Source organism: Chelatococcus composti, from assembly GCF_014201415.1.
GTDB classification, from domain to species: domain Bacteria; phylum Pseudomonadota; class Alphaproteobacteria; order Rhizobiales; family Beijerinckiaceae; genus Chelatococcus_A; species Chelatococcus_A composti.
On sequence record NZ_JACHEH010000001.1, the window covers coordinates 62,413 to 75,453 of the forward strand.

Here is a 13,041-nt window from a genome sequence, read left to right on the forward strand (position 1 = left end):
CTTATGGCGGGAGAGTGGCGTGGTTGACGGGGCGGGCGGCAAGCGGCTCTCTTAGGTGTGGACAGGCCCGATCACCCGTGCTGCCGGATGGACGGCGAGGCGAGGACAGACGATGTCTGGCGAGACGGACGGGGCGGCTTCGCCCTTCGACGAGGAGTTCCTGCTGCGCCAGGCCGCCGGCGACCGTGCCCTGATGCGCGAGGTGGCCCAGCTCTTCCGCGACCAGCTCAAGGCGCAGATGGCCGTCATCACCGGCGGGGGCGAGGCCATGCTGCGCTATGAGGCGGCCCATACGCTGAAGGGCGCCTCGCTCTCCATCGGCGCCCGCCCGCTCGCCGAGGCGGCGAGGAAGATGGAGGCCGGCCTGCGGCGGCTTGCCGAAGGCGGGGAGACGGCGGGGCTCGACGAACTCCTGGCATCGCTGGAGGCGGCCGCGGCCGAATGCGACGCCGCCCTTGCCGCGTTCCTGGCCCGCGCCTGACCGGAGCGCTCCTGCAGGCCTGCGACGCGGTGCCGGTGTTCACATCGCCTCCAAATGTTCTAAAGAGGGCCGAAAACGCCACGGAGCTGGGGCATGCCCAAGATCACCTTCATCGATGCCGCTGACGTCGCCCGCACTGTGGAGGCGGAGGTCGGCTCCACAGTGATGGAAACGGCCATCCGCAACGGCGTGCCCGGCATCGATGCCGAATGCGGCGGCGCCTGTTCCTGTGCCACGTGCCACGTCTACGTGGATGAGGCCTGGCGCGCGGTGGTGGGCGAACCGGAGCCGATGGAAGAGGATATGCTCGACTTCGCCTTCGACGTCAGGCCGAACTCGCGCCTGTCCTGCCAGATTCGGGTGCGGCCGGAGCTTGACGGCCTCGTGGTGCGCACGCCCGAGCGGCAGGGCTGACCGCTCCTCCTTTCAGCCCCCGGCCAGCGGCAGGCAGATGTCGGTGACGAGATCCCGCGCCGGCACGTCGCGCGGGTTGTTGCGGTAGATCTCGTAGGCCGGGCGGTCGGCCGGCTCGTATCCGCTCGTCGGCAGCCAGGCGCAGTAGAGCCAGTCGTAGGCTTTCTCCAGCTCGGCATAGGGGCCGACGTGGCGCAGCACGGCATGCTGGCCCGCGGCGATGGGCAGGATGCCGACATCGCCGTCGCCCTCCACCTCCGGAGCGACGGTGATGCCGGCATCGGACCTCAGCTCCTTCGCCGGGACGCTGGCGGGATCGTCATGGAAGACGCCGACGCCCAAGGTCTCGGGGCCGAGAAGGCCGCGCGCCGCGGCCCAGGGCATCAGGCGGTCAAACGCCCGGCCGATCTCGATGTAGGGGCCGATGTGGCGGATGGCGGCGAGGCACAGCGCCGGCATGGGCTGCACGGAGACGGTCCAGGGGCTGCTCATGGGTTCATCCTTCTCATGGAGCGGTTCTGCATCCGGCAGCAGGCTGCCGCGACGCCGGTAGGTCGCCGGGCCAAGGCCGTAGGAGGCGGCGAAGGCGCGCGTGAAGGCCGCGACGCTGCTGTAGCCTGCACGGGCGGCGATGCGGGCGATGGGATCGTGCGAGGCCACGAGGCTGTGGGCGGCTCGGTGCAGTCGCAGGCGCCGCGCTGTCTCCGCCGTTGTCTCGCCCGTCATCGCCCGGTAGATGCGGTGGAAGTGGTAGGGAGACAGGCAGGCGATGCCCGCAAGCCGCTCAAGCGACAGGTCGCTGTCGAGGTTGGCGGCGATATGCGCCGCAACCCGCGCGATGCGCTCGGCATAGCTGAGGCGTGTGTGCGATTTGCGACCGATCATGTCCGTTGTCCTGCTCCCGTTGCTCCAGCCCGGTCTGCCGGCGCCCGTGGAGACTAGCGGCTGCGGCTTGATCGGCGTTGCGCATTTTCCGTGCCGGCCGGCCTGCGTTGCAGGCGGCCGAAACCGGTCTTGCCCGTGTCCGGCGGCGGTTGACCTCGATCAACGCCGCAGCGAGGCTGGGCGCATAGGTTTCACCGTCTCGATGACAAGGGGGTTCCGATGTTCAAGTCCATCCTGGTGCCGGTCGATCTCGCGGAGGTCGAGGTCTCGCGCGCGGCCATCGACAAGGCGGTGGCCTTTGCCAATGCGTCCGGCGGCGAGGTGCGCCTGATCTATGTGCGCTCGATCCTTCCCGTGACCTTCATGGAGTTCGTGCCGCCGGACTTCGACGCCGAGCAGCAGGCCGACTGCGAGGCCAAGCTGAAGGAGCTTGCCGATTCCGTGCCGCTGCCGAACGAGCGCATCTCCTCCGTCGTCCACATGGGCGCCGTCTACAACGAGGTGCTCGAGGAGGCGGCGAAGATGAAGGCCGACCTCATCATCGTCGGCTCCCACCGCCCGGCCATGGCGACCTATCTTCTCGGCTCCAACGCCTCCACCATCGTCCGCCACGCGCCCTGCTCGGTGCTGGTGGTGCGCGAGAACCAGGCGGGCTGACCCGCGTCAGCCCGGCAGCAGGTCGGCCGGCAGATCGTCCGCGGTCGCCGGTCGCGGGCGGTTGCGCAGGATGAGCGGCATGAGCTGCCAGCAGGCAAGGGCGAGCACCAGAAGGCCAAGAAGGGCCGCCGTGCCCGCCCCCTGGCTCACGGCCTGATAGGAGAAGGCGGCCACGCCGACAACCGTGCCGATGCCGATGGCCGCCAGGAGCAGCCAGGCCACGTGGGAGCGCCCGCAGCGGATGGTGACGCCCGGATTGGCCTTCGCCACCGCCGCGACGAGGGCGCGCACGAATGCCGTGTAGGCGCCGTTCTGCGTCCGGGCGCCGGAAAGCCCGGACCTGTCGACATTGGTGAGTGACAGGCTGCGCCCGCCCGCGATGCGCAGTGTCGTGCGATAGACCTCGCGCACTGCCGTCTTCGATTCGAAGGTCAGCCGAACCTGCGTGATGGCCGAGAGCGGGATGGTGTCCACGCGCCGGCCCGTGTCGACGACCAGCCGGTCGTCCTCAAGCCGGTAGATGACCTCGAAGCCCACGGGGCGGGGCTTCTGGCGATAGACGGGGCTGGCCTGGGGCCCGGTCTCTTCCGCGATGTCGTCCTGATGCTGCATGCTGTCTTGTTGGCGAAGGCGGGCGCGCTGGCAAGTGCCGGTCAACGCAGCAGCGCGCGCATTGCCCTTTCGATGCCGTCGAGCGTCAGCGGGAACATGCGGCCGCCGATCAGCTCGCGCACCATGCCAATGGAGCGGGTGTAGCCCCAGCGCTCCTCGGGCACCGGGTTGAGCCACACGCTCTTGGGGAACTGGGTGAAGAGGCGCTGCAGCCACACGGCGCCGGGTTCCTCGTTCCAGTGCTCCACCGAGCCGCCGGGCATGGCGATCTCGTAGGGGCTCATCGAGGCGTCGCCGACGAAGACGGCACGATAGTCCGACGGGAAGGTGCGGATGACGTCGAGGGTGGGAAGCGTCTCCTCGAAGCGGCGGCGGTTCTCCTTCCACAGCCGCTCATACGGGCAGTTGTGGAAATAGAAGTGGTCGAAGTGTTTGAATTCGGCCCGCGCGGCGGAGAACAGCTCCTCCGCCTTCTCGATGTGCCAGTCCATCGAGCCGCCGACGTCGAGGAACAGCAGCACCTTCACCGCATTGCGCCGCTCCGGCACCAGCTTGACGTCGAGATAGCCCTTGTGGGCGGTGGCGCGGATGGTGTCTTCGAGGTCGAGCACCTCCGGCGCGCCCGTGCGCGCGAAGCGGCGCAGACGCCGCAGCGCCACCTTGATGTTGCGCGTGCCGAGCTCGACGGTGTCGTCGAGATCCCTGAACTCGCGCCTATCCCACACCTTCACGGCCCGGAAGTTGCGGTTGCCCTCCTGGCCGATACGGATGCCCTCGGGATTGTAGCCGTAGGCCCCATAGGGAGAGGTGCCGGCGGTGCCAATCCACTTGTTGCCGCCCTGGTGGCGCTCCTTCTGCTCGGCGAGGCGCTGGCGCAGCGTCTCGAACAGCTTGTCCCAGCCCATGGCCTCGACCTGCCGCTTCTCCTCCTCAGTGAGGTAGCGCTCGGCGAGCCTGCGCAGCCACTCCTCGGGAATGTCGGCCTTTTCCAGGGCAGGGCCCAGCGTTTCGACGCCCTTGAAGACGGCGGCGAAGACGCGGTCGAACTTGTCGAGGTTGCGCTCGTCCTTCACCAGACAGGTGCGGGCGAGATAGTAGAAATCCTCCACCTTCTTGTTGGCGAGGTCGGCCTCCAGGGCGCCGAGCAGGGTGAGGTATTCCCGCAACGTGACGGGAATCGATGCGGCACGCAGCGCGGTGAAGAAGTCGAGGAACATGCCGGCAATCTAGCAGGGCTCGCGGCGCTGCGCGACGGCATGAAAAAAGGCCGCCGGCATGCCGGCGGCCGAGGTGCTGGGTCGAGGGGTCTCGAAACGTCCGGTCGGCGCCGGGCGCATTACTGCTGCTGCTGGGCCGGGGGAGCCGGCGGGGCGCCGCGGTGGTGGAAACCGGCGTGGCGAACGCGGGGGCCATGGCCGGGGCCCATGCCGGCGCGCATCAGCACGTCGAAGCGGCCCTTCTGCGCCTCGTCGAGGCTGTCATAGAGCGGCTTGGCCGCCTCGGCGAGCTTCTTCATCTCGGCGGCGCGCTTCTCCATGAAGTCCGCCCGCATCTCGAGGCGCTCGATGGCACCGGGGCGCTGCTTGCGCTCCGCACGGTTCTCGCGGAACTTCTTCATCGCCTCGGCGCGGTCCTTGGCCATGTCGCGCAGGGCGGTCTCGAGCGTCGGCCAGTGCTTCTCCTGCTCCGACGTGAGCTTGAGGCCGGCCTTGAGGCCTGCGATGCGCGCGTCAAGAAACGCCGCACGGTCGGCTTCGCTGAAGCGGGGCCCGCGCTTCTCGGCGTGCTCCGCACGCGGGCCGGCGCCCGGCTGGCTGCCCTGGGCCACGGCCATGAGGGGAGTGAGGGCAACGCCCGCCGCAAGAGCCGCTGCAACAATCGCTTTGTTCATCGTGGTCCTCCATTCGATGTGGACCAAAGATGGCTCCCGCGACGGCCGATTTCAAATTAAACTTCTGCAATGTTTCTGTTATCGGAGCGTTTACGAATATGAATATCCGTTCATCGCGTGATATTTGTTATGTATTGAATATTAAACAGCATCGATAATAAGGATTTATGAAGTGATAAGCGCTGCCGCGTGCTTGAACTGTCGCAATCTATGCTGGGGTGGCGCCGGTCCTGTGCCCGCTCGTCTCAGTACCAGCCCGGGCCCCACACGCCCCAGTCCCAGCTCATCGCGGCCTGCTGGTTCATCATCGCCGTCATCTGCTGCTCGTCGGCGAGATTCTGCTGGAAGACCATCTGCCGATAGGTGCCGTAGGCCGTCTCGTCACCATGGTAGAGGCAGCGGCAAATGGTGCGCCCCGGGAACGCCCGAGGCGCGGACCGTTTCCGCTTCTGCTAGGCCGCCGCGAGTGCCTGCGTCAGGTCGGCGATGAGGTCTTCCGGATGCTCGATACCGATCGACATGCGGATGGTGGCGTCGCTGATGCCGATCCGCTCGCGCGTCTCCTTCGGCACGCCGGAATGGACGGTGGTTGCTGGATGGCAGACGAGCGATTCCGTGCCGCCGAGGCTGACGGCCAGCTTGAAGATGCGCAACGTGTTGAGGAAGCGGAAGGCTGCCGGCTCGCCGCCGCGGATGTCGAAGGAGAAGGTGGTGCCGCCGGCATCGCATTGGCGCTCGAAGACGCGCCGGGCCGGACTGTCGGCAGGCAGCAGCGTCGGGTAGTAGACACGGGCCACCTTCTCGTGGCCGGAGAGGAAGGCGGTGACGGCTTCGGCATTGCGGCAGGCGGCGCTCATGCGCAGGGTGAGCGTCTCCAGCGAGCGGGCGATCATCCAGGCCGAATGCGGGTCGAGCTGGGTGCCGATGGCCCCGCGCAGCAGCTTGATGGGCTTGACCAGCTCTCGCCGGCCCAGCACCGCGCCGGCCACCAGGTCGGAATGGCCGCCGACGTATTTTGTCAGCGAGTAGACCGACAGGTCCATGCCGTGGGCCAGCGGCTTCTGGAAGAGCGGCCCGAGCAGCGTGTTGTCGCAGGCGACGACCGGGCGGTGGCCCTGCTTCGCGCCGATCTCGTCGGCGATGCGGCGCACGAGCGCGAGGTCGACGAGGCTGTTGAGCGGGTTCGACGGCGTCTCGACGAAGACGACGCTGACGCGGCCCTTCGCCATCGCCGCCTCGGCCGCTGCGCGCACGGCCGCCTCGTCGACACCGTCGATGAAGCCGACCGCCTCGATGCCGAAGGGCTTCAGCGTCCGGCCGATCAGCGTCTCGGTGCCGCCATAGAGCGGCTGCGAGTGCAGGATGACGTCGCCGGGCCGGGCAAAGGTGAGCAGCGTCGTGGCGATGGCGGACATGCCGCTTGAGAAGATGGCGCCCGTTTCCGCGCCCTCGAAGATGGCGAGGCGGTCCTCGACGATCTCGCTGTTGGGATGGTTGAAGCGCGAATAGACGAGGCCCGGCTCGGTGCCGGGTTCCGGCTCGCGCCGGCCGGCGGTGAAGTCGAAGAAGTCGCGTCCTTCCTCTGCCGAGCGGAAGACGAAGGTGGAGGTCAGGAAGACCGGCTGCTTCACCGCCCCTTCCGAGAGGGCGGGGTCGTAGCCGTAGCCGAGCATCAGCGTCTCGGGATGGAGCCTGTGATTGCCGATCCGGTCCTTGTGATAGTCAGACGATGCCATGACACGGGTTTCCCTCGATTGGCGGTGCCCGTCCCGCCGGTCGTGCGGACCTGGCGGAGCTGTCCTGACGGTAGTGTGCGCCCTTTGGCATTGCTCGGCCAATCGGATCGCGCAAATGTGCTTGCCGGGGCAGAAACTGCCGAAAGGGAGGCGAAATGGGGCAGATATCGCTCGATGCGACGGACCGGCGCATGCTGCGCCTGCTCCAGGCCAATGGGCGCATGACGAACCAGGAACTGTCGGAGCGCGTTGGCCTTTCGCCGTCGCCGTGCCTCAGGCGCCTGCGGCGGCTGGAAGGGGCCGGCGTCATCCGTGGCTATTCCGCCAGGGTCGACCAGAAGGCCTATGGCCTGCCCGTGACTGTCTTCGTCTCGGTGCGGCTGACGCGGCAGAACGAGGAGGAGATCGCTGCCTTCGAGCAGGCGGTGGCCGGCTGGGATGAGGTGAGCGCCTGCTATCTGATGACAGGCACGCAGGATTATCTGTTGCATGTCGTGGGGGAGGGCATCGAGGCCTACGAGCGCTTCGTCAAGACGCGGCTGACGCGCCTCAAGTGCATCGCCGCCATCGAATCGAACTTCGTGATGGGCATCGTGAAGGAGGGCGCCGTTTTCCCGGAAGTCACGGGCTAGGGCAATGGCAGTCTCGGGCCGCTTGCCCTGCCACCCTCGGCTCCGTACTGTCGCCGGCGCGGCAGCGCCCCTCGCTTTCAGGAGACGACATGCGCTTCGACGGCACCGATACCTATGTGGCCACCGAGGATCTCAAAGTCGCGGTCAATGCGGCCATCGTGCTGGAGCGCCCGCTCCTCGTGAAGGGCGAGCCCGGCACGGGCAAGACCGTGCTCGCCGAGGAGATCGCGCGGGCCCTTGGCGCGCCGCTCATCACCTGGCATGTCAAGTCCACCACCAAGGCGCAGCAGGGGCTCTATGAATACGATGCCGTCTCGCGCCTGCGCGACAGCCAGCTGGGTGACCCGCGCGTTTCCGACATCTCCAACTACATCAAGCGCGGAAAGCTGTGGGAGGCCTTCGTGTCGGAAAGGCGGCCTGTGCTGCTCATCGACGAGATCGACAAGGCCGACATCGAGTTTCCCAACGACCTGCTGCTCGAGATCGACCGCATGGAGTTCCACGTCTACGAGACGGGCGAGACCGTGCGGGCGCGCCAGCGGCCTATCGTTATCATCACCTCCAACAACGAGAAGGAGCTGCCGGACGCCTTCCTGCGCCGCTGCTTCTTCCACTACATCCGCTTTCCCGACCGGGAAACGATGGCCCGCATCGTCGAGGTGCACTATCCCGGCATCAAGAAGCGCCTCGTCGAGGAGGCACTGCGCCTCTTCTTCGACATCCGCGAGGTGCCTGGCCTCAAGAAGAAGCCCTCGACCTCCGAGCTTCTCGACTGGCTGAAGCTCCTCATGGCCGAGGACATCGACGCCGAAACCTTGCGCGAGCGCGATGCGCGCAAGCTCATCCCGCCGCTCTACGGCGCGCTCCTCAAGAACGAGCAGGATGTGGGCCTCTTCGAGAAGCTGGCCTTCATGAACCGGCGCGAGGGGCGGTAGGTCTCAGCCGCCCTTTGCCGGCCCGCGCTGTTCCAGGAAGCGGCGCAGCGCGCGGCCGACGTTCTCGATGTGGGCGCGCAGCAGCTCGCAGGCCTCGTCGATACGCCCCGCGCGGCAGAGCCGGACGAGCTCCGCATGCTCGGCCTCGGCCCGCTCCATCCCGCCCGTCAGGGTGAGTTGCAGGCGCGTGTGCCGGTCACAATCCTGCAGGAGGTTGGCGACGATGCTGGCGGTGCGCGGCTTGTCCGCCCGGCTGTAGAGCAAGAGGTGGAAGGCGCGGTTGAGCTCGCCCCAGCGGCTCACGTGCCGGGCGCGCAGCTCGTCGCCGTATTCGTCCAGGATGTCGTTGAGGCGCGTGTAGTCGCCGTCGGTCAGGCGCGGGGCCGAGGCGGCGAGGAGGCGTGGCTCCAGCAGCAGGCGCAGCTCGAACAGCTCGTCGATCTCGGTAAGCGACAGTTCCGGCACCACGGCGCCCCGGTGCGGGTGGATCTTCACCAGCCCCTCGGCCTCAAGCTGCATCAGCGCCTCGCGCACGGGGATGCGGCTGACAGCGAACTCGGCCGCGAGCGCATCCTGCCTCAGCTGGCTGCCGGCCGGGATCTCCCCGTCGAGGATGCGCCTGCGCAGCTCGGCCGCAACGGCGGCGGCGATGGTGCGATGCTGGACGGTCTTGCGGAGTGGGAAGGTGAGGGTGGTGTCCATCGAATCCATGCGTGCTTGACAGGGTTGATTTTATACAATCTACAATTCGTGGCAATCTGTATCCGGAGAACGGCCATGGCAGCGCGCATCGGTTGGGAAGGCGTGTTTCCCGCAGTCACCACGCAGTTCCGCCCGGACTTCAGCCTCGACATCGAGGCGACGCGCAGGGTGATGGCCGGGCTGATCGAGGATGGCGTCTCCGGCCTCATCGTCTGCGGCACCGTGGGCGAGAACACCTCGCTCTCGCGTGCCGAGAAGGTGGCGGTGATGGAGGCGGCGAAGGATGTGGCGCAGGGGCGCGTGCCGGTCATCGCCGGCGTTGCCGAGTTCACGACGGCCTTCGCCATCGAGACGGCGCGCGAGGCGGCGCGCGTCGGGCTCGACGGCATCATGGTAATGCCGGCGCTCGTCTATTCGGCCAAGCCCCACGAGACGGCGGCGCATTTCCGCGGCGTCGCCACGGCCACCGATCTGCCGGTGATGGTCTACAACAACCCGCCGATCTACAAGAACGACGTCACGCCCGACATTCTCGCGTCGCTGGCCGATTGTGACACCATCGTCTGCATCAAGGATTCCTCCGGCGACACGCGCCGCTTCACCGACATGCGCAACATGGTCGGCGACCGCTTCGTGCTCTTTGCGGGGCTCGATGACGTGGTGGTGGAGAGCGTGATGCTGGGCGCCGCCGGCTGGGTGTCGGGCATGTCCAACGCCTTCCCGCGCGAGGGCGAGACGCTGTTCCGCCTCGCGCGCGCCGGGCGCTTCGAGGAGCTGCGGCCGCTCTACGACTGGTTCATGCCGCTGCTCCACCTCGACGCCCGGCCCGATCTCGTCCAGTGCATCAAGCTGTGCGAGGAGATCATGGGCCGCGGCTCGGCCCTCACGCGTCCGCCGCGGCTGCCGCTGACCGGGGAGGAGCGTCGCTCGGTCGAGGACATCATGCGCAAGGCGCTCGCCACGCGCCCGGCGCTGCCGGACGTCGGGCTGAAGAGTGCGGCCTGACGGGGGCGGAGCATGGCGCGCCACACCTTCTTCTGCATCGACGGGCACACCTGCGGCAATCCCGTCCGGGTCGTCGCCGGCGGCAGCATCCCCCGGCTCGAGGGCGAGACCATGTTCGCCCGCCGGCAGCATTTTCTGGCCGAGTACGACTTCATCCGCACCGGCCTGATGTTCGAGCCGCGCGGGCACGACATGATGTCGGGCGCCATCCTCTACCCGCCGACGCGGGAGGACTGCGACGTCGGCATCCTCTTCATCGAGACCTCGGGCTGCCTGCCCATGTGCGGCCATGGCACCATCGGCACCGTCACCATCGCGCTCGAGAACGGCCTCGTGCGACCGAGGACGCCGGGCGTGCTGCGGCTCGACACGCCGGCCGGCCTGGTTGAGGCGCGCTATGTGGAGAACGGCCCCTTCATCGAGCGCGTGCGCATCACCAACGTGCCGTCCTTCCTGCTCGGCACGGGCTATGACGTGGAGGTCGAGGGGCTCGGGCCGCTCAAGGTGGATGTGGCCTACGGCGGCAACTTCTACGCCATCGTCGAGCCGCAGGAGGGCTATGGCGACCTCTCCGAGGTGAACCCGTCCGACATTGTGCGCTGGAGCCCGAAACTCAGGCAGGATTTCAACGCCCGCCACCGCATCGCCCATCCGGAGAACCCGGCCATCGACCGGCTGACGCACGTGATGTGGACCGGACGGCCGAAGTCGCCTGAGGGCACCGCGCGCAACGCCGTGTTCTACGGCGACAAGGCCATCGACCGCTCGCCCTGCGGTACCGGCACGTCGGCGCGCATGGCGCAGCTTGCCGCGCGCGGCGCCCTGCGCGAGGGGGACGTCTTCGTGCACGAGAGCATCATCGGCTCGACGTTCTACGGCCGCATCGAGGGGCGGGCGACGGTTGGCGGGCGCGATGCCATCGTTCCCTCCATCGAAGGCTGGGCGCGTGTTACCGGCTTCAACACCATCGTCATCGACGACCGCGACCCCTTCGCCCACGGCTTCCAGGTGGTGGACGGCATCGGCTGAGACGGAAGGTGCGGGGCGCCGCCCTTGCGTGGCCGGGCCGGGATGCCTAGCTTGGCGCCATGCTTCGCCTCATGCTCCTTCGTCACGCCAAATCCGCCTGGCCCGCCGGCATGGCCGACCACGAGCGGCCGCTCGCCCCGCGCGGGCGTGAGGCTGCGCCGCTCATGGGCCGTTACCTCGCCGGCGAGCACCTGGTGCCGGACCTTGCCATCGTCTCGACGGCGCGGCGCACGCAGGAGACGTGGGATCTCGTGGCTGCCGCCTTCGCCGAAGTGGTGGCGAAGCGCGACGAGCAGCGCATCTACGAGGCGAAGACCGACGCCATCCTCGCCGTCGTCAGGGAGACGGGCCCAGATGTGCGCACCTTGCTCGTCGTCGGCCACAATCCGGGTTTTGCCGATCTTGCCGTGCGGCTCGTCGGCCACGGCGACCGCTATGCCTTCGCCCACCTGCGCCAGAAGTTTCCGACGGCCGCTCTCGCGGTGATCGATTTCGCCATCGATTCCTGGGCGGATGTGGCCGAGCAGGGCGGGCGGCTCGACCGCTTCATCACGCCGAAGATGATCGGGGGCGAGGATGAGGACTGAAGCCGGCACGGACGCGGAGCGCGCCTGATGCCGCCGCCCTTCCTCGAAGGTGCCGTCGATGCCCTGAAGAGCTTCGCGGACTATGCGGCAGGTGCGGTGCGGCCGACGCTGCGCCTCGGCGTCACCGGCCTCGCGCGCTCGGGCAAGACCGTCTTCACCACGGCGCTGGTGCACCACCTCACCAACGTCACGCCCATGCCCGTGTTCCGCGCCTCGGCCGAAGGGCGCATCCGCCGCGCGCGGCTGGCGCCGCAGCCGGACGACACGGTGCCGCGCTTCGCCTACGAGGAGCATCTGGCGGCGATGACCGGCCCCGACCGGCAGTGGCCGCAGTCGACCAACCGCATCTCCGAGCTGCGCATCGAGATCGATTACGAGCGCCCGCCCGGCTGGCGCTCCGGCCCGGCGACGCTGGCGCTCGACATCGTCGACTATCCGGGCGAGTGGCTGCTCGATCTCGGTCTGCTGGACCTCTCCTATGCCGAATGGTCGCGCGCGACGCTGGAGGCGAGCCGGCGGCCGGAGCGGGCGCCGCTTGCGGCCGCCTGGCATGCGCATCTGGCGACGCTCGCGCCGGACAAGCCGGCCGTCGAGGCCGAGATGGTCACGGCCAGCGACCTCTTCAAGGCCTATCTCTCGGCCCTTCGGGCCGGCCCCGAGGCTGTGGCGACCACGCCGCCTGGCCGCTTCCTGATGCCGGGCGACCTCGCCGGCTCGCCGGCGCTGACCTTCGCCCCGCTCGACCTGCCGCCCGGCATGGCCTACGCGCCGTCGAGCCTGGCGGGCCAGATGGAGCGGCGTTTCGAGGCCTACAAGAACCGCGTGGCGCGGCCCTTTTTCCGCGAGCATTTCTCGCGGCTCGACCGGCAGATCGTGCTTGTTGACGTGCTGGCGGCGCTCGATGCCGGCGCGCGGGCGGTGGGCGAGCTCGAAGCCGCGCTCGACCAGGTGCTCCATGCCTTCCGGGCCGGCCGCAACACGCTCGTCAGCAGCCTCTTTGCCCCGCGCATCGACAGGGTGCTCTTCGCCGCCACCAAGGCCGACCACCTGCATCGCAGCGACCACGCGCGGCTCGACGCCATCCTTCGGCTCCTTGTGGAGCGGGCCATCCGCCGCTCGGAAGGCGCGGGCGCGCGCGTCGACACGCTGGCGCTCGCCTCCGTGCGCGCGACGCGCGAGGCAAGCGTGCGCGAGGGCGGCGAGCGGCTGCCCGCCATCGTCGGCGTGCCCTGCGCGGGCGAGCGCGTGGGGGACGAGGTATTCGACGGCCGCACCGAGGCTGCCATCTTCCCCGGCGAGCTGCCGGACGACCCGAAGGCCATCTTCTCCGGCGCGGTGGCGCCCGGCAGCCTGCGCTTTCCGCGCTTCCGCCCGCCGCTGCGGACGGCCGATGCCGCCGGCCGCATGCCGCCGCTGCCGCACATCCGCCTCGACCGGGCGCTCGAATTCCTCATCGGTGATCGACTGGCCTGACG

General features: G+C 68.5%; 15 protein-coding genes. 9 read left to right on the forward strand and 6 right to left on the reverse strand.

Features of this window, described 5'->3' with window-relative positions; all coding sequences use genetic code 11:
* The first annotated feature begins 112 nt into the window (after positions 1-112).
* On the forward strand, positions 113-481 hold the full coding sequence (locus HNQ73_RS00315; protein ID WP_183331119.1) for an Hpt domain-containing protein: 369 nt from the start codon (positions 113-115) through the stop codon (positions 479-481).
* 93 nt (positions 482-574) lie between these two features.
* Entirely contained in the window at positions 575-895 is a 321-nt protein-coding gene (locus HNQ73_RS00320) for a 2Fe-2S iron-sulfur cluster-binding protein (RefSeq protein ID WP_183331121.1), read from the forward strand.
* 12 nt (positions 896-907) lie between these two features.
* Here the strand turns inward: HNQ73_RS00320 and HNQ73_RS00325 are convergent, their stop codons facing one another.
* The gene (locus HNQ73_RS00325; protein WP_183331123.1) at positions 908-1,780 is read right to left on the reverse strand and encodes an AraC family transcriptional regulator; all 873 of its coding nucleotides are present in this window, start codon (positions 1,778-1,780) and stop codon (positions 908-910) included.
* 219 nt (positions 1,781-1,999) lie between these two features.
* Here HNQ73_RS00325 and HNQ73_RS00330 point away from each other — a divergent pair, with 219 nt between their 5' ends.
* Complete coding sequence (locus HNQ73_RS00330; RefSeq protein ID WP_183331125.1) at positions 2,000-2,437, forward strand: universal stress protein; 438 nt, start codon at positions 2,000-2,002, stop codon at positions 2,435-2,437.
* A gap of 6 nt (positions 2,438-2,443) precedes the next feature.
* Here the strand turns inward: HNQ73_RS00330 and HNQ73_RS00335 are convergent, their stop codons facing one another.
* From HNQ73_RS00335 to HNQ73_RS00350, 4 genes are all read right to left on the reverse strand, one after another.
* The gene (locus HNQ73_RS00335; RefSeq protein WP_183331127.1) at positions 2,444-3,049 is read right to left on the reverse strand and encodes a hypothetical protein; all 606 of its coding nucleotides are present in this window, start codon (positions 3,047-3,049) and stop codon (positions 2,444-2,446) included.
* A 41-nt stretch (positions 3,050-3,090) separates the two neighbouring features.
* Positions 3,091-4,266, reverse strand: coding sequence for a vWA domain-containing protein (locus tag HNQ73_RS00340; RefSeq protein ID WP_183331129.1), 1,176 nt, complete (start codon positions 4,264-4,266; stop codon positions 3,091-3,093).
* A 119-nt stretch (positions 4,267-4,385) separates the two neighbouring features.
* The gene (locus HNQ73_RS00345) at positions 4,386-4,940 is read right to left on the reverse strand and encodes a Spy/CpxP family protein refolding chaperone (RefSeq protein WP_183331131.1); all 555 of its coding nucleotides are present in this window, start codon (positions 4,938-4,940) and stop codon (positions 4,386-4,388) included.
* 452 nt (positions 4,941-5,392) lie between these two features.
* Complete coding sequence (locus tag HNQ73_RS00350; RefSeq protein ID WP_183331132.1) at positions 5,393-6,676, reverse strand: cystathionine gamma-synthase family protein; 1,284 nt, start codon at positions 6,674-6,676, stop codon at positions 5,393-5,395.
* A gap of 155 nt (positions 6,677-6,831) precedes the next feature.
* Between HNQ73_RS00350 and HNQ73_RS00355 the strand changes: the two genes are divergently transcribed.
* The gene (locus HNQ73_RS00355) at positions 6,832-7,308 is read left to right on the forward strand and encodes an Lrp/AsnC family transcriptional regulator (RefSeq protein WP_183331134.1); all 477 of its coding nucleotides are present in this window, start codon (positions 6,832-6,834) and stop codon (positions 7,306-7,308) included.
* A gap of 89 nt (positions 7,309-7,397) precedes the next feature.
* Positions 7,398-8,243: an AAA family ATPase gene (locus HNQ73_RS00360; protein ID WP_183331136.1), complete on the forward strand. Its 846-nt coding sequence runs from the start codon at positions 7,398-7,400 to the stop codon at positions 8,241-8,243.
* 3 nt (positions 8,244-8,246) lie between these two features.
* Here the strand turns inward: HNQ73_RS00360 and HNQ73_RS00365 are convergent, their stop codons facing one another.
* Positions 8,247-8,945, reverse strand: a complete 699-nt coding sequence (locus HNQ73_RS00365; protein ID WP_183331138.1) for a GntR family transcriptional regulator — start codon at positions 8,943-8,945, stop codon at positions 8,247-8,249.
* 75 nt (positions 8,946-9,020) lie between these two features.
* Between HNQ73_RS00365 and HNQ73_RS00370 the strand changes: the two genes are divergently transcribed.
* Genes HNQ73_RS00370 through HNQ73_RS00385 form a run of 4 tightly spaced genes read left to right on the forward strand, consistent with a single transcriptional unit; the run spans position 9,021 to position 13,039 of the window.
* Entirely contained in the window at positions 9,021-9,950 is a 930-nt protein-coding gene (locus tag HNQ73_RS00370; RefSeq protein ID WP_183331140.1) for a dihydrodipicolinate synthase family protein, read from the forward strand.
* Positions 9,951-9,962: 12 nt separating this feature from the next.
* The gene (locus HNQ73_RS00375) at positions 9,963-10,979 is read left to right on the forward strand and encodes a 4-hydroxyproline epimerase (protein ID WP_183331142.1); all 1,017 of its coding nucleotides are present in this window, start codon (positions 9,963-9,965) and stop codon (positions 10,977-10,979) included.
* A 59-nt stretch (positions 10,980-11,038) separates the two neighbouring features.
* Positions 11,039-11,566, forward strand: coding sequence for a SixA phosphatase family protein (locus HNQ73_RS00380; RefSeq protein WP_183331144.1), 528 nt, complete (start codon positions 11,039-11,041; stop codon positions 11,564-11,566).
* Positions 11,567-11,593: 27 nt separating this feature from the next.
* A complete protein-coding gene (locus HNQ73_RS00385) occupies positions 11,594-13,039 on the forward strand; it encodes a YcjX family GTP-binding protein (protein ID WP_183331147.1) in 1,446 nt (481 codons plus the stop codon).
* The last annotated feature ends 2 nt before the right edge of the window (positions 13,040-13,041 follow it).